General features: G+C 73.1%; 10 protein-coding genes. 5 read left to right on the top strand and 5 right to left on the bottom strand.

Annotated features, from left to right (window positions below; all coding sequences use genetic code 11):
- Positions 1-7: 7 nt before the first annotated feature.
- Positions 8-4627, bottom strand: a complete 4620-nt coding sequence (locus tag OWM54_RS22905; RefSeq protein WP_420715341.1) for a two-component regulator propeller domain-containing protein — start codon at positions 4625-4627, stop codon at positions 8-10.
- Positions 4628-5121: 494 nt separating this feature from the next.
- On the opposite strand from OWM54_RS22905, the gene OWM54_RS22900 reads away from it, so the two are divergent.
- Complete coding sequence (locus OWM54_RS22900; protein ID WP_267698858.1) at positions 5122-5796, top strand: hypothetical protein; 675 nt, start codon at positions 5122-5124, stop codon at positions 5794-5796.
- A gap of 13 nt (positions 5797-5809) precedes the next feature.
- Here OWM54_RS22900 and OWM54_RS22895 read toward each other — a convergent pair whose 3' ends face one another.
- A complete protein-coding gene (locus tag OWM54_RS22895; protein WP_267698857.1) occupies positions 5810-8290 on the bottom strand; it encodes a serine/threonine protein kinase in 2481 nt (826 codons plus the stop codon).
- Between the two features lie 462 nt (positions 8291-8752).
- Between OWM54_RS22895 and OWM54_RS22890 the strand changes: the two genes are divergently transcribed.
- On the top strand, positions 8753-10483 hold the full coding sequence (locus tag OWM54_RS22890) for a S8 family serine peptidase (protein ID WP_267698856.1): 1731 nt from the start codon (positions 8753-8755) through the stop codon (positions 10481-10483).
- A gap of 147 nt (positions 10484-10630) precedes the next feature.
- A complete protein-coding gene (locus tag OWM54_RS22885) occupies positions 10631-11323 on the top strand; it encodes a hypothetical protein (RefSeq protein ID WP_267698855.1) in 693 nt (230 codons plus the stop codon).
- Positions 11324-11400: 77 nt separating this feature from the next.
- On the opposite strand, the gene OWM54_RS22880 is transcribed toward OWM54_RS22885, so the two are convergent.
- Positions 11401-11856, bottom strand: coding sequence for a DUF2267 domain-containing protein (locus OWM54_RS22880; RefSeq protein WP_267698854.1), 456 nt, complete (start codon positions 11854-11856; stop codon positions 11401-11403).
- 414 nt (positions 11857-12270) lie between these two features.
- On the opposite strand from OWM54_RS22880, the gene OWM54_RS22875 reads away from it, so the two are divergent.
- Both OWM54_RS22875 and OWM54_RS22870 read left to right on the top strand, forming a co-directional pair.
- Positions 12271-12684 carry a hypothetical protein gene (locus tag OWM54_RS22875; RefSeq protein WP_223750493.1) on the top strand — a complete coding sequence of 138 codons (414 nt, stop codon included), beginning with the start codon at positions 12271-12273 and terminating at the stop codon, positions 12682-12684.
- Positions 12685-12861: 177 nt separating this feature from the next.
- Positions 12862-14046, top strand: a complete 1185-nt coding sequence (locus OWM54_RS22870; RefSeq protein ID WP_267698852.1) for a cytochrome-c peroxidase — start codon at positions 12862-12864, stop codon at positions 14044-14046.
- Between the two features lie 60 nt (positions 14047-14106).
- Here the strand turns inward: OWM54_RS22870 and OWM54_RS22865 are convergent, their stop codons facing one another.
- Complete coding sequence (locus OWM54_RS22865) at positions 14107-15510, bottom strand: M24 family metallopeptidase (RefSeq protein ID WP_324289138.1); 1404 nt, start codon at positions 15508-15510, stop codon at positions 14107-14109.
- 115 nt (positions 15511-15625) lie between these two features.
- Positions 15626-16009: a hypothetical protein gene (locus tag OWM54_RS22860; RefSeq protein ID WP_223783770.1), complete on the bottom strand. Its 384-nt coding sequence runs from the start codon at positions 16007-16009 to the stop codon at positions 15626-15628.
- Positions 16010-16032: the final 23 nt, after the last annotated feature.

Below are 16032 nucleotides of genomic sequence, written 5' to 3'. Positions count from 1 at the left end.
GGACGGCTCAGGCGGCCCGGCCCGCGGCCTCGCGTCGCGCCCGGGCCACCTCCGAGCGGACCAGCGCGCGCAGGGACTCCGGGTCGAACGGCTTCTCCACGCGCGGGTTCTCCACCCGCTCCAGGAAGGTGCGCGCGGTGGGCGTGAAGGCGCCGCCGGTGATGAACACCATCCGCTCCGCGACGGCCGGCGCCGCGCGCCCCAGCGCCTCGTGGAGGTCCATCCCCGTCATCTCCGGCATCATCAGGTCACACAGCACCACGTCGTAGTGACGGGGCTCCGGTCCGCTGAGCCGCTCCAGCGCCTGCCGGGCGCTCACCACCACGTCCACGTCGTTCTCGCGCGAGAGCGTGCGCCGGATGGCGCCGCTCACCAGCGCGTCGTCGTCCACGACCAGCACACGGCCGCGGGCCTGCGGCACGACGGGCTCGGACTCGGCGGGACGCGCGCCCGGAGGGGCGTCCTGGGTGGGGCCTCGAGGCGGGCTCGACATGGACACCTCGGTGCCACCTGGGGCGGGGCGTGAAGAGGAGGAGTCCATGGCGCTGGCGGAGGCCACCGTCGCGGGGAGGGCAGACGCGGGGCCCGCCGCGCTGGTGGCCAGCGTGGAGGACGGGCTCACGACAGGTGACGCGGGCTCGGCCGACGTGCGCACCGGAGACGGGCTCGCCTCCACGAGCGGGCCCGCCCCCGAGGAGGGCTTCGCGGACGACGTGGGCTCCACCGACGCGCGGGTTGGGGACGAGCTCGCCTCCGCGAGCGGACTCGAGCCCGAGACGGACCTCGAGGGTGACGCGGGCTCCGACGCGGACCGCATGCCCGAGGAGGGCTCGACGGCCGGGAGGTGTCCCGTCACGAACGTGCGTCCCGTCGTCGCGCCCGCGACCTCCGAGGCACGGTGCGCGATGGCGCTGACGTCCGACGGCGCGAAGGAGCGCTCCGTCGATGGCCGGGGGCCTGGCGCCGAGGACGGAGCGAGGCCCGACACGGCGACACGGTCCTCCGTGGAGGATTCGCGAACCGGCGCCGGCGTGTGCCCCGTGCTGGCCCTGTCGCCCGGGGACGACTCGGAGAACCTCGGCGCGGGCGTGTGCCCCGTGCTGGCCCTGTCGTCCGGGGACGACTCGGAGAACCTCGGCGCGGGCGTGTGCCCCGTGCTGGCCCTGTCGCCCGGAGACGACTCGGAGAACCTCGGCGCGGACGCACGCTCGGAGACGGCCCTCGCGTCCACGAAGGTGTGATTGGCCATGCTGGCCGGCGGGTCCCCCGCGGGCTTCGACACCTCGTGCGCCACCGTCGAGGCCGGAGGCTCCGTCGTGGACCGCCGCGAGTCGGTCACCGTCGGATAGCCCGTGGGCGACGACGCGCGCTCACCCGGCCCACGCGCGGACCAGCCGCCGCCCCGCCGCGCATCCACGGCCACGCCCGCGCCCGGGGCCCTCGCGCGCCGCAGGGACACGCGGAACACCGAGCCCTTGCCCAGCTCGCTCTCCACGGAGATGGTGCCGCCCATCGCCGTCACGTACGCGTGGCACAACGACAGCCCCAGCCCCGTGCCCACGCCCACCGGCTTCGTCGTGTAGAACGGGTCGAAGATGCGCCCGAGCGACTCCGGCGAAATCCCGCTCCCCGTGTCGCGCACCTCCGCCACCACCCAGCCGTCCGCGCCCCCGCGCGTCACCAGGCGCACCTCGTTCTGCTCCGCGCGACCCTCCGGCAGCGCCTGCGCCGCGTTGATGAGCAGGTTGAGGAACACCTGCGCCAGGCGCGCCTCGTTCCCCTCCACCCACGTGACGTCCCCGTAGTCGCGCACCAGCTTCGCGCGCGGCCGCAGCTCGCCCATGGCGATCTTCACCGCCGAGTCGAGCACCGCCCCCAGCTCCACCGGCCCCTGCTTCTCGTCGTCCGGCCGGGAGAAGGTCTTCAAGTCACGCACGATGCGCCGCACCCGGTCCGCGCCGTGCAGGGCCTCGCGCAGGGCCTGCCCCACCTCGCGCAGCCGCGTCCCCGCCGCGCGCGTCTCGCCGAGCTCGCGGGCGAGCATGTCCGACTCCTCGCTCGCGTGCTCCAGGTTGGACACGATGTACGCCAGCGGGTTGTTGATTTCGTGCCCCACGCCCGCCGCGAGCTGGCCCACCGCCGCCATCCTCCCCGCCTGGACCAGCTGCGCCTGCGTCTGCCGCAGCGTGCGCACGTTGGCCTCCAGCTCCTCGTTCGCGCGCGCCAGCTCCCGCGTGCGCTCCTGCACGCGCGCCTCCAGCCACCGCTCGCGCGCCTTCAGCTGCCCCACGCGCAGCAGATACACGCTGACGCCCAGCATCCCCATGCCCAGCACGAACAGCGCCCAGAACTCCGTGCGCTGCCACAGGCTCGGCTCCAGCACCACGTCCAGCGACACGGGCTCCGTCCACCCGCCGTCGCGCAGCTCCGCCTGCACCTGGAACAGGTAGCGCCCGGGGCGCAGGCCCGTGTACGTGGCCCGGCGAATCTCCGCGCGCACCCAGCCGTCGTCATGACCCACCAGCCGGTAGCGGAAGGGCACGCGCACCGCGTCCCCCGGCGTGAAGGCCGTGAAGCGGATGTCCAGCCGCGAGTCGTCCGGCCGCAGCTCCACCGGGCCTGGCGCCGACACCAGCTTCCCGTTGACCCGCACCTCCTCGATGCGCACCTCGGGAGGCTGCCGCGTCGCGCGCACGCGCACCGGGTCCACCACGATGGCGCCCTGGATGGTGGTGAACCACAGCCGCCCGTCCCGGCCCCGCCACCCCGACGGCTGCGTGTTCCCGTTGCACTCCGCGGTGCGCATGCCGTCCGTCTGGTCGAACCCCATCACCGCCAGCCGCGTGCGCTTGCCCTCCGCCACATCCTCCAGCTCGCGCCGCGACACCCGGGACACGCCCTTGTTGCTGCTCATCCACAGGTGCTCGTCCCCATCCGAGACGATGCTGAACACCGCGTCGTCGTAGAGGCCGTGCTGCGACACCGTGTAGCGGAACCACGTGCCGTCCCTCCACCGGCCCAGTCCCGTCTCCGTCCCCACCCACACCGTGCCGTCGGGGTCCGCCAGGAGCGCCAGCACCACCTCGCCCGGCGCGCCGTCCTTCGCCGTGAAGCGCCGCAGGCCCTTGCCCTCCTCGTAGCGCCACAGCCCGCTGTCCGCGCCCAGCCACAGCGCCCCGGACGCGTCCTCGGCCATGACGATGATGGGCGAGGAGAGCCCCTGCTTCGGACCGAACACTGTCACGTCGCCGCCGCGCACCCGCGCCAGGCCCTTGCGCGTGCCGAACCACTGCGTGCCCCGCGAGTCCACCAGGATGGACGTCACCACGTCGTCCGGCAGCCCCTGCACCCGCGAGGACTTCGCGAAGCGGTGCCCGTCGTACCGGAACGCGCCCGCCTTCGAGCCCGCCCACAGCGTCCCGTCCGGCGCCTCGTGCAGCGCGGTGATGACCGGGTCCGTGCCGCCCTCGAAGTCGTCCATGCGGTGGATGCGCCCGTCGCGCAGGAAGAACAGGCCGCCGCCCACCGTGCCCAGCCACACCGTGCCGTGCTTGTCCTCCAGCACCGTGCTCACCGTCTCGTTGCTCAGGCCCTCCGGCGCGCCGAACGTCGCGAACGGGCCGTCGCGCAGGCGGAACAGGCCCGAATAGGTGCCCACCCACAGCGAGCCGTCCCGGTCCTCGAGCAGCGACAGCACCTCCGCGTCCACCAGCCCCGCGCCATGCAGCGGCGCGCTGAAGCCCGCGGCCTCGCGCCGCAGCAGTCCGCCCCGCCGCGTGCCCACCCAGAGGTTGCCCTGGCTGTCCGCGAGCAGCGCGGTGACGACGGCCGGCAGCCCGTCCGACGTGCTGAAGCGCCGGGCCAGCGTGCCGTTCCACGACACCAGCCCCGCCTCGGTGCCCATCCACAGCGTGCCGGTGACGTCCTGGAAGAGCGACGTCACCTCCGAGCGCACGTCCCCGCCGGGTATCGGGAAGGGCAGGCCCCGCACCTGGCCGCCCTCCAGCAGCGCCAGGCCCGTCTTGGTGCCCACCCACAGCCGGTTGTCCCCGCCGCCCCGCGCCAGCGCGGTGATGGACATGCCCGGCATGCCATCGGCCTCCGTGTACTGCCGCGCCACGCCCTCGCCCAGCGGCACCTGCCACAGCCCGCCCGAGGTGCCCGCCCACAGGGAGCCCTCGCCCACGATGAGGTGCTCCACGCGGAAGCCCTCCAGCGGGGCCGAGGCGCCCGGGGCCCGCTCGAAGCGGCCGTCCACGTATGAGACCAGGCCCTGGTCCGTGCCCACCCACAGCACGCCGGACGCGTCCTCCGCGAGCGCCTTGATGGTGTGGTTGCGCAGCTCCGGCGTGTTGCGCTTGTCGAAGACGACGAAGCGCGCGCCGTCGAAGCGCACCAGGCCTTCCCACGTGCCCAGCCACACGTAGCCGTCCCGCGTCTGCGCCATCGACAGCAGGCTGTTCTGCGGCAGCCCGTCATCGCTGCGCCACGAGTCCTGGCTGTACTGGGAGACCCAGCGCTGCGGGTCCAAGGCAAGGCCCGGCCATGCCAGGACGAGCCCAGCCAGCAAGACGAACCCCCCGAGCCCGCGCGACGCCGCGCGGAGCCGATGCCCTGGAATGCCCATGACGGGCCACAGTGTCCGGCAGAATCGCCCCCGAGGCCAAACCTCGGGCGTTCACCCGGCGTGGAACGTTGGCCGCCAACGGCCTCGGCGACAGCGGCGGGGGACCACCTGCCCCCCCACGACTCCCAAACTTCCCCCCGCCGCTGTCGCCTCGTACGCCACCACCTGTCGGCACCTGAGGAGCCACGCACCCCGGAGGACCGGGGACGTGGCGTCCGCGCCGCGCTTCGAGGCCCCGGTGGTGGCGGGGGCCTCGCCGCATCGCGCTGAACCCAAGATGGGAGCCAGGGGCCCGGGGCGCCACTGCGGGAAACAGACAGGAGTCACGTCCCCCGGTCGCCCCAGGGTGGCCCGTGGGCGCCCGCTCTCCCGCCCGGCGTCACGCACACGGACGACTGCTTCCGGACGGGGACCCGCGCGAGGAAGGCAGGCGCGTCAGTCCCCCGCGGGGCCGGGCGAAGGTCTATGCTCGGCGCCCCGAGGAGCGTGGGCGGATGAGCGACGGGGCGTTGTTCTCGACGGACAAGGTGACCACCGAGGCGCGGTACCAGTGGCACCTGTGGGTGGCGGACGTGCTGGACCTGGCGACGGCGGCCCTGGTGGGCTGGGCCGCGCTGCGGGCGCTGGAGCACGAGCGGACCCCGGTGGCGATGCTCGTCGCCATCCTGCTGGCCTGGCTGGCGGTGTCGGCGGTGGGCGGAATCTGGGGCAGGACGCTGTGGCGGCAGCTGCTCGGGGTGCGGCTGGTGCACATGGGCCGCGCGCCCGGGGTGCCGCGCGCCCTGGCCCGGGCGCTCACCACGCCGGTGGACCTGCTCATCACCCCGGTGCTGCAACGCCGTCCCCTGGACACCTGGCTCGGCGTGCACGCGGAGCCGGTGACGGCGGGCGCCTCGGCGCGGCTCAAGGGGCTGGGCGCGCAGCTGCCCTGGCTGGGGCTCATCGCGGGCGCGGTGTGGCTGCTCGTCACGCCCACGCGGGCGGAGATGCTCAAGTACCTGGGGCGGACGCTGACGGGCTGGCACTGCTGCCACGGCACGCGGGACGTGACGTGGGAGTGCAAGACGTCGCTGAGCCGGGCCGTGCGCGAGGCGCGCGGAGGGCGCGAGGACGTGCGCGAGGTCGTGGCGGACTGTCCGGTGGCCGCGGAGCGCTCGGGCAGGCCGTAGCGCCCGGAAGGCGTCACTTCACCGTCGAGAAGAGCGTCCCCTCCTTGCAGTACACGCCCGCCTTGCCCGCGGGGGGCACCTGCTGCGTCTGGGGCTTGCTGAAGCGCTTCACCTCTCGCTTCGAGTAGGCGGGCACCTCTCCCAGGGTCGCGCGCTGGCGCGTCTCGATGACGAGGACGCAGTCGGTCCACTCGAACTCGTCGGCGTTGTTCACCGTGTAGGAGGTGGCGCCAATCAGGGGGTCGCGCTTCGAGATGTGTCCCGTCAACGCGCCGGACTTCGGGGGCGGGGCGGTGGCGGACGCGGGCTCCACGCCCCGCTCGGTGGGTTCTCCGAAGTACAGGTCCTCCGCGGGGACGGCGGCGTAGAGCTTCGGGGCGGACTTGACGTCCTTGGCCAGCTTCAGGCGGGCCTGCCGCCTGTCGGTGGCGACGACCCGGGCGGTGCCGAGCACCGGACGCTGTCCATCGGACGTCGCGTCGCCCACCACCTTCACGTCCATGCCCGTCTGGAAGGCCCTGGCGCGGGCCCCCCTCACCAGGAAGGTACCGTCATCGGCGGTCAGCGGCAGCACCTGCGCGAAGTAGCCGAAGGCGGGGGTGTTGGCGGCCACGACGGGCTCCACCGGCGGCGCCTTGTCCGGCTCTGGCACCGGCTTGGGCGCAGGGGTGGGGCGCTTGGGCGGCGCCGTGACGACCTTGTCCGGCTTGGGCGTCGGCTTCTTGGGGACGGTCGTCGGCTCGGGCTGGGTCGGCGCCTGGGCGGTGGCGGGCGGAGGCGTCTGCTCGATGACCGGGGCCGTGGTGGGCGGCGGCTCCCGGGGAGGGGGCTGCCCCGGCGGCGGAGGCCTTGCGTCCCTCCCGGCCAGGCCCCCCGGCGGCGGCGGCGGCGGGGCGTCCACGGGCGGCGGGCCCTGCGGCCGCATGAAGTGCGCCGTGGTCACCGCGGTGCCCACCATCAGCAGCACGACCAGGCCGGCGACCAACGCGAACAGGCCCTTGCGACCACGCCCTTCGTCGCTCCGCGCGGGCACGGGCACCTGCTCCCGTGACGAAGACACCGGGCGCACCGGGGCCTGCTCCTCCGGGGCGGCGGCGCGGGGCCCCGAGCCCGAGGCACTCTCGGCCTGGGGCGGGAGCACCGAGGTGTTGCCCGAGAAGCGAGGGCCGGAGCCGGACGCCTTCGCGGCCCGGGGACCGGAGGCCGACACCTCGGCGCCGGCAGGGCGCGGCGTGCTCCCCGTCGCCCCGTCGAAGACGGCCGTCCTCGCCGTGGCGGCGCCGGGGTCCGAGCCGGAGCGCAGGGTGGTGGCGTCGGTGGCCATCGACTCGCCGTGACCGGGCACGTCCGGGCGGGCCATGCCGGCCACCTGCTTCTCCCCCGACGGCGTGTCCTGCTTGCGCATCAGGGTCGGCTCGAAGCCCGCGGGCTCCACCTCCTGAGGCCCCGTGCCGTACGCGCCCGTGCCGCCGGCGACCAGGGGGATGGGCGCGGGGGTTCGGCGGTGGCTGGAGGACGAGGTCACCTTGGAGATGAGCTGCCGCTGCGCCGCGAAGGCCTCCGGGCACAGCGCGCGGACGAAGTGGCCCACCTCCTCCGCGCCCACCGCCGCGCCGGAGCGCACCAGCTCGCCGTTGAGCGCGCGCGCCAGTTCGTCCGAGCGCGAGTAGCGCTCATCCGGCTTCGTCGCCAGCGCGCGGCGCACCACCGCGTCCAGCGCCTCGTCCACGTCCCCGCGCAGCCCCGTCAGCGGCGGCACCGTGGGATGGGACATGGCCGCCATCATCTCCCCCACCGTCCCGTGGGGGATGAGCGAGCGGCCGGCGAGCATCTCCCAGAGCACCACGCCGCAGGAGTAGATGTCGCTGCGGTGGTCCAGCGCCTCGGCGCGCACCTGCTCCGGCGACATGTAGCCCAGCTTGCCCATCACCGTGGCGGGCAGCGTGTACTTGCTGCGCGCGGCGGACTTGGCCAGGCCGAAGTCGATGACCTTGACCTCGCCCTCGTACGACACCATGACGTTGTGGGGCGACACGTCGCGGTGGACGATGCCCAGCGGCACCCCGTCCGGCCCCACCTTGCGGTGCGCGTAGCCCAGGCCCTCCGCCATGCGCTGCCCCAGGAACAGCGCCACCGGCACGGGCACCTGCGCGCCCTGCACCCGCGCCTGCTCCAGCAGGTACGCCAGGTCCACGCCGGCCACGTACTCCAGCGCCATGTAGTACGTCCCGTCCGTCTCCCCCATGTCGTAGACCTGGGCGATGGACGAGTGCACCAGGTGCACCAGCACCTTGGCCTCATGGTGGAAGCGGTCCAGGAACTGCCGGTCCTTCAGCAGCGCCGGGAGGATGGTCTTCACGATGCACGGCTTCTCGAAGCCCGCCGCGCCGCTGATCTTCGCCAGGAACACCTCGCCCATGCCGCCCTGGCCCAGGGGGTGGACGAGCTCGTAGCGCCCGAGGAAACGGGAGGACTCTGTAGGTTCGGTGCTCATGGCTTCACGTGGCAGCGAAGCACCCGGACACACACGGAAGCAAGCTCCGGGGGCTCCCTCGCCTCTGTCGGACACCGCACGGGCCCGAAACAGAAAGCCGGCCGCTCCCCCTCCGGGTGTCAGACCGGTGGGGCAGAAAGGAGCGTGACGGCGCCCTCTGCCCCCGCCCCGGGGCTTGCGTCCGCCCGGCGCCACGGGGTCCTCCCCTCCGCGTGGAGGTGGGCAAGGAGGGCGGGTTTCGGGACAGCCGCTCCCAGGGGCGGTCGGGGTCGGACGCCAGTTTGAGACACGCGGCGCGGTCCGGATGTGAACCCACGCACCTCCCGTCGGCGGCGGGCTTCGAGCGCCGTTGCCGCCCGGGGGAGGGATGCACTCCCTGGGGGCTGGTGGGGTCGTCCGGCTGGAAGCCCTCCGGCCGGGCCCCGCGAGGTCGCCCGGGATGGCGACGGAAGGAAGTGGCTCATGAAGCGCTGGGGATTCATCGGGCTGATGGTGCTGGCGGGGTGCATGCCGGACGACTCGGAGCAGCGGGACGCCCTGCGCAATGTCTGCCCCGGCATCAATGCCGGAGCGCTGCCCCAGGAGCCCCGGACGACCCAGAAGGTCGCCTCGGAGGACGACGGGCGGGAGCCGGTCATCATCCGCTACCGCCAGGCCCGGAGCGTGACGGCGGCGCGGGTGCACCAGTTGGGAGGCCGGGTGACGGCGAGCTTCCGCCACGCGCCCGCGCTGGCCGCGCGCGTGACGCCCGAGGAGCGGCTGGCGCTGGCGTTGGACCCGTCGGTGGAGAGCATCGAGCCGGACGCGGAGCTGCGCGCGACGGGGCTCGGCGCGCTGCCGCTGGGGGCGTTGACGCGCGTCGGGCTCGGCGCGAGCGGCACCGGCGACTACACCGGGAAGCTGCAGCGGGTGCAGGCGCTCGAGGTGTGGGACCGGGACGGGGACGGGGTACCGGACCCGGGCGCGGTGACGGGCGCGGGCGTGCGCGTGTGCGTCATCGACAGCGGCATGGACATGAACCACCCGGAGCTGCGCGACGCGGTGGTGGCGGCGCGGGACTTCCTGGACGGTGACGACGACGCGACGGACGGCGAGGAGGGCCGCTGGGGCACCGGCCACGGCACACACGTGGCGGGCATCATCGCGGCCCGGGCGGGCATGGGGGGCCAGGGTGGACCGGTGCTCACCGAGAGCGGGCTGATGGGCGTGGCGCCGGGGGCCCAGCTGCTCGTGGCGCGGGTGCTGGACCTGAACGGCCGCACGAACATGAGCGTGGTGCTCGAGGCCGTCGAGTGGTGCATGAGCCAGGGCGCCCGGGTCGCCTCGCTGTCGCTGGCCGGAGGCCTGGCCACCTTCACGTCCGAGGACATCTTCAAGGCCGCGCTCGACGGCGGGATGCTGGTGGTGGCGGCGGCGGGCAACGAGGGCCAGTTCCTGGTGTCCTATCCGGCGTCGGACCCGTCCGTGCTCGCGGTGGGCGCGGTGGATGACCTGGACCGGCGCGTGTACTTCTCCTCCCATGGCGAGCGGCTGGCGCTGATGGCGCCGGGCGTGGACGTGCTGTCCACCTTCCCCCGGGGCCTGGGCTCGTTCGCGCAGCTGGAGCTGGGACGGGCCCGGCCCGCGTCGCGCTCCCTCTTGTACGCACCCACCGGGAACACCTGGGGCGCGCTGGTGGACTGCGGGCACGGCGGGACGCTGGACTCGTGCGGCGAGGACAGCAGCTGTGACGGCTTCATCGCCTATTTGCACCCGCACCCCTACGTGAGGCCGGAGCGGGCCATGGTCAACGTGATGAAGCAGGGCGCGCGCGCGGTCATCTTCGCCAGCGAGCTGGCGGAGGGCGGGGCGGAGATACTCTCCGTCCCGCAGCACGGCGCGTGGGTGCCCGCCGTCACCATCACCCAGGCGGCGAGCACGGTGATGGGCCGGCAGCTGGGCGCCACCACGCGGCTGACGCTGCGCCCGGTGGACTACGCGTACATGTCCGGCACCTCCATGGCCACGCCGTATGTCAGCGGCATCGCCGCGCTGCTGTTCAGCGCCCGCCCCGGCGCGACGCCCGCCCAGGTGCGCGCCGCGCTCCAGTCCAGCGCGAAGGACCTGGGCCCCGCGGGCTACGACACGGAGCACGGTCACGGCCTGGTGCAGGCGCGCGGCGCGATGGAGGCGCTCATCGGCGCCATGCCCTGAGGCGCCAAGCCCGCCCGCCCCGCCCGCCCGGGTGGGACGCGGGGACGGCCGACGCGCCCGCCCTCCGCCCGCGCCTCCCCACGGGACCATGCCGGGGAGGAATGAGGACGTCACGTTGCCTTCCGGACGCTTGGAAAGGAGTCCGACATGAAGACCTTCGTGCGTATCGCGGGATGTGTGGGGGCGCTGTGGGGATGCGCCGTGGCGGCCCAGGAGGACTTCCGCCCCAGCGCGGAGCGGGCCCAGGGCTATGTGGAGCCTTCGCGGGAGGACGAGCCGCGCCGGCAGAAGGAGTCCCAGCGCGCCGACACCGGGCTGTACGCGCAGCTGGGCGGCGGCGCGGAGGGCTACACCGGGCAGCTGGCGCCCCGCATGGAGGCGGGGTTCGCCTACGGGGCCGCGGTGGGCTACCGGCCCATTCCCTTCATGGCGGTGGAGCTCGGCTACAACGGCAGCGTCAATGACGTGGACATCGACGGCAACGGCCGCGGCGGCAGCCTGGGCAGCGGCCCGGACGTGGTGCGCAGCGGAGGCCAGGCGCTCGTCGTCGGCAACTTCACCGAAACCCGGCTGCAGCCCTACGCGGTGACGGGCCTGGGCATCGACGACTACAACATCCGCCACGACGCGCAGGGCCGCCTCTTCGGCTTCGAGGACGACACCAGCGGCTACGTGCCCGCGGGCCTGGGCCTGCGCTACCAGGTCAACAAGCTCATCACCGCCGACGCGCGCGTCAGCTACAACTTCCTCTTCGACCAGGGCTTCGCCCCCACCTCCGCGACGCCCAACGCCCTGGACGGCCGCTACATGGGGACGCTGCAGATTGGCGGCACCTATTAGGGGACGCGCGCGAGGCGTCCGGGCCGCGAGGGTCCGGACGCCTCGGGGGGAGCACGAGCCCCGCCCCTCGGCCGCGCTCACGAGGGCCGGTCGATGCCCAGCTTCGCCGCGGCCCACGTGCCCTGGAGCCACCGGGGGAGCTGGCCCTCGACCTTGCCCGCCTCCTGCTCGGTGAGCTGGGCCCGCAGCGCCGCGAAGACGCCGTGCAGCACCAGCCTCACGGTCTCCGGCTCGGCGTTCAGGTGGTTGGCCACCTGCAGGTAGAAGTCATCCCGGTCCACCTTGCCGCCCTCCCGCGCATGACGCGGGCACGCATCCAGCATTCCCCGCACGTCCTCCGGGAGCTGCTCGCGCAGCTGCCGCATCAGCCCGTCGGACAAGAGCTCCGACAGGCCACAGAACACCGCCTCCGCCGCGCGCTCGGCCTCGAAGTCCGGCAGCTGCGCGGACACCGCCGCCAGGAAGGACTTCCGGTCCGTCCCCACGCCCAGCCCCGACCACGACTGCGTCGTCTCCTGCTTCTGCATCGACATGCGCGTCTCCTCTCTCGCGCCTTGAACCGTGGGGGCGCGAGCGCTGTCCGGCAGCAGACAAAGGGACTGCGTCCCGGCCGCACGCTCCGCGCGGGGCACGAGCGTTCGTGCATTCCCAAACATGGGAATCCTGTCCGCTCCTGGGACGTCCAACCATCCCAGGGACGGGCACCATGTCTGTCTTTGATTCGAGCGATGAAGAAGACTCATCGAACCGCACGCCCGGTCGCACCGCCCGTCGACGCCGCGTCCAGAACCGCACGGACTTCCGCGCGATTTGGAGAAAACCCGGCACCTCGCGTGCGAGCGAAATGGATGGAATGAAATGTCGTCGCAATTGTAATGGGCGCGCGACGTAGGTCGTCTGTGCGGCGACCGAGCCGCCTTCTCCTTCCCCCATGAATTGAGGAAAAAATGTATCGCATCGCCGTTGCCGCCTTGATGCTCGCCGCCACTGGTTGTGCCACCACGGGAGGCGGCGGGAGCCGCGAGGGCAACGCCAACGTCGCCGGGGTCATCAAGCTGCCGGAGACCGGGCTGGCCCAGGCGGGCAACCCGTGTGACCAGCTGCGCGTGGTGGTCGCTCACGCGAGCACGCCCACCGACGGCCTGGGTCACGGCATGGTGAAGTCCAGCCGCGGCAACCGCTGCTCCTTCACGGTGTCCGGCATCCCCAGCAACACCGAGCTGCAGATCAGCGCGGTGGCCGAGTCGGGCCTGAAGTGCGACAACGGCTCCGCGCCCAGCATCTCCCCGGAGCCGTCCGGGCTGAAGCTGAGCAACTACGCCACCGGCACGCGCGACTTCACCGTGAGCTGCGGCTCCTGAACTCACCGTCGTTCGCCGTCCCCTGCCCTCTCCGCCCCGGTGTCGGGAGCGGAGCGGGCAGGTAGGCTCCAGGTCGTCCAGGAATTCCGGATTGATTCGCGCACCGAGGGGCGCGAAGCTTCCGGCAGACCGCCCGTGGAGCGGCGCGAGGTACCGGACCAGGCCGGGCCGCGACGGATGGTGAAGAAGGACGACCCGGTGATGATTTCGAGAAGCTGGCGCACCGCCCTGCTCGCCCTGAGCCTGGGTGGGATGGGGCTGGCGTGTGAGTCCGAGGAACCCTTCCCCACGCTGGACGAGCTGGACCAGCTGCGCAGCCTGCACTCGCTGTCGAGCCACCCGCGCCTGGACGCCACCAACCGCGTGGACGGGCTGGAGGCGGCGCGCACGCTGGGCAACGAGCTGTTCCGGGACCCGGGGCTGTCGCGCTGCGGCTCGGTGTCGTGTGAGAGCTGCCACACCGGCGAGGGCCGCACGGTGGAGACGCCGACGGCGGAGGGCTGCGGGGGCCAGCGCACGGAGCGAAACCCGCCCACCGTGCTGAACGTGCGGCACAACCGCTGGTTCATGTGGGACGGCCGGGCGGACTCGCTCTGGTCGCAGGCGATTCTGCCGCTGACGAACCCGGTGGAGATGGACTCGGACGCGGAGGTGGTGCGCGCCCGGCTGCAGGCCCAGGACTCGTACCGCTCGCGCTACGTGGAGCTGTTCGGCGCGGACCCGGGCGCGGAGCCCGGCCCGGAGCTGATGGCCAACGTGGGCAAGGTGCTGGCGGCGTACGAGCGGGACCTGATGCGGGTGGAGGCGCCCTTCGACGTGGACGTGCGGCGCTTCCTGGCGGCGGTGGACGCGGGCACGGCGCAGAGCGACCCGGCGTACCTGGGCCTGAAGACCTTCGTGCGCAAGGGCCAGTGCATCGTGTGCCACAAGGGCCCGTCGCTGACGGACGAGCTGTTCCACAACGTGGGCCTTCAGGACAAGGGGCCGGGCGCGGGGGGACAGTGGGCGGTGCTGCAGTCGCTGCTGGACTGGGAGTTCAACGCGGCGGGGCGCTACAGCGATGACCGCAGCGGCGCGGACGCGCGGCGGCTCGCCACGCTGCGCACGCAGGCGAAGCAGGAGGAGCTGGAGGGCGCGTTCCGCACGCCGTCGCTGCGCAACGTGGCGCTGACGGCGCCGTACATGCACACCGGCGCGCAGGCCACGCTGGAGGAGGTCGTCGACTTCTACAACGAGGGCGGCGACCCGGACGGCTCCTTCACGGGCAAGCGCACGGTGTCCATCGTCGCGCTGGACCTGACGGACGCGGAGAAGCGCGCGCTGGTGGAGCTGCTCAAGTCGCTGACCGGCACGCCGCGCTGAAGAAGCCAGGGCTCTCGCGCGCGCGGTTCGCACGAGAGCCCGCTGCGGTGACGCGGGCCTTCAGCGCACCAGGTGGAAGTCCGTCTGACGCTTCCAGGCCCAGTGCACGCGGCCCTCGGCGTCGATGGTGATGTCCTCTTCCTGGGCGGAGCGCACGCGCTGGCCGTTCCACTCGGGGACGGCGCTCGTGGCCTGCAGCTCGATGGAGTACCACATGTTCGGCATGACCTTGTGGTCACCGTTGCCGGGCACGCCCTCCTGACGGTCCCACAGGCCCACCATCGCGCCGGCGCCGTGGCCGTGCAGGCCGATGGGGTGCGAGTAGATGGTGCCGTCGATGCCCTCGCTCGTCATGCGCTGACGGGCGCGCTGGAGGACCTCGTTGCCGGTGCGGCCAGGGACCAGCTCCTCGAAGACGATGTCCTGCAGGCGGTTGGACGTCTTGAGCGCGGCCTTGAGGCCCTCGGGCACGTCCGTCTCGCCCTCGCGCAGCACGTAGCCCATGTGCTGGGTGTCGGTGTTGAGGCGCAGGGCGGTGACGCCGTAGTCGCAGTGGAGCACGTCGCCGCGCTGGATGACGGGGTCGTCGCCGAGCTGCTCGTCGGTGACGCCCTGGCGCTGCACGTCCACGGAGGGCTGGAACCAGGTCTCCAGGCCCAGGTCGGCCAGGCGCTGGCGCATCCACCACTCCACGTCCTTCACGCGGGTGGTGCCGGGGGTGATGACCTGGTTGGAGAAGGCGGTCTCGATGATGTTCCAGGCGAGCTTCGTCTGGTCCTCGTAGAAGCGCGCCTCGTCGGGGATGCGCCAGGCGAGCAGGTCCACGGGCAGGCCGCCGGCGGGCTTGAAGCGCTGGACCCAGTCGGGGCCGAGCGCCTCGGCCATGCCCTCGTACTCGCCATGGGAGAGGCCGTCCGCGAAGGCGAAGGTGCGCGAGATGTCGAGCGCGATGCTCTTGGGTTGCCGCTCCTCGAGCACCTGCTTGAGGACGAGCCACTGGTCGGGGCCCCACAGCTCCGCCTGGCGCAGGCCCTGGCCGCCGTGGCTGACCTGCTGCTGCGCGCGGCGCGGCACGTAGACACCGCCCTGGGGTCCACCGCCGAGCGCCAGGCGCTCCACGCCCTTCTCGGGGCCGCGGTCATGGAACACGTAGATGGTGCGGCGGCGGGCGGCGAACGTCGTGGGGGACACGAGCGCCTTGAAGACGGGGTCCTCGTTGTACTCGCGCATGGGGACGACCCACATCTCGACGCCGTACTTGCGCATGAGCTGGGGCAGGGCCGTGTCCATGCGCTCGCGCAGCCAGGCCTGTTGCCGCTCGGCCTGCTCGCGCAGCGTGCCGAAGGGGCGCTCGGGCGTGGAGGGCTTCACCGTCGCGGCGGGGGCATCCGGGGACTGAGAGGAGACGGAGGCGCATGCGGTGGAGAGCATGAGCGGTGCGAGGAGGCGGAGGCGGGTTCGCATGGGCGCGCAGTGTGGCACGCACGGCAGGGGCCGTCTCGCGTCGGTGCGTCCGGGGCTTCGTGGGTTGCGAGGCTTTCCGTGCGGGAGTGCTCACGCAGTCGCACGTGGGCACGGCTCAGGGTGTGAGCGATGGCGCACCGAGGCAGGCTTGACGCTCGGCGCCACAGGCCGCGTCGATGCGCGCGGCGTCGGGCGGGCGCTGACAGTCGCTGTCGAGCGCGGCGGTGAGCTCCTCGGTGCGGATGCGCATGCACTGGACGCAGCCGGACCTGGCGCCCTCGGCGCCCTCCAGCGTGGGCTCCACTTGCTGGTAGCTGTCGAGGACCTGGGCGACACAGGGCTCCTGCTCCAGCGTGGAGCCCGCGCAGGTGCGCGCGTGGGAGCACTGCGCGGTGGCCGAACGTTCGGCCCACTCGTCGTAGGTGAGCGTGGGGACGCCGTCACCACCGCAGCCGAGCAGTCCCAGTCCCACGACGATTCCGACGAGCCACCCGCGCATGCGGCGCATTCCAGCCGGAATCG

The organism is Myxococcus sp. MISCRS1 (assembly GCF_026626605.1).
Lineage (GTDB): Bacteria > Myxococcota > Myxococcia > Myxococcales > Myxococcaceae > Myxococcus > Myxococcus fulvus.
This window is presented reverse-complemented; position numbering and strand designations above follow the sequence as displayed.

Excerpts from the sequence above, each read along its gene's own strand:
- OWM54_RS22885 (WP_267698855.1), top strand. The coding sequence starts at position 10,631 with ATGAAGACCTTCGTGCGTATCGCGGGATGTGTGGGGGCGCTGTGGGGA.
- OWM54_RS22870 (WP_267698852.1), top strand. The coding sequence starts at position 12,862 with ATGGTGAAGAAGGACGACCCGGTGATGATTTCGAGAAGCTGGCGCACC.
- OWM54_RS22900 (WP_267698858.1), top strand. The coding sequence starts at position 5,122 with ATGAGCGACGGGGCGTTGTTCTCGACGGACAAGGTGACCACCGAGGCG.
- OWM54_RS22860 (WP_223783770.1), bottom strand. The coding sequence starts at position 16,009 with ATGCGCGGGTGGCTCGTCGGAATCGTCGTGGGACTGGGACTGCTCGGC.
- OWM54_RS22895 (WP_267698857.1), bottom strand. The coding sequence starts at position 8,290 with ATGAGCACCGAACCTACAGAGTCCTCCCGTTTCCTCGGGCGCTACGAG.
- OWM54_RS22905 (WP_420715341.1), bottom strand. The coding sequence starts at position 4,627 with ATGGGCATTCCAGGGCATCGGCTCCGCGCGGCGTCGCGCGGGCTCGGG.
- OWM54_RS22875 (WP_223750493.1), top strand. The coding sequence starts at position 12,271 with ATGTATCGCATCGCCGTTGCCGCCTTGATGCTCGCCGCCACTGGTTGT.
- OWM54_RS22890 (WP_267698856.1), top strand. The coding sequence starts at position 8,753 with ATGAAGCGCTGGGGATTCATCGGGCTGATGGTGCTGGCGGGGTGCATG.
- OWM54_RS22865 (WP_324289138.1), bottom strand. The coding sequence starts at position 15,510 with ATGCGAACCCGCCTCCGCCTCCTCGCACCGCTCATGCTCTCCACCGCA.
- OWM54_RS22880 (WP_267698854.1), bottom strand. The coding sequence starts at position 11,856 with ATGTCGATGCAGAAGCAGGAGACGACGCAGTCGTGGTCGGGGCTGGGC.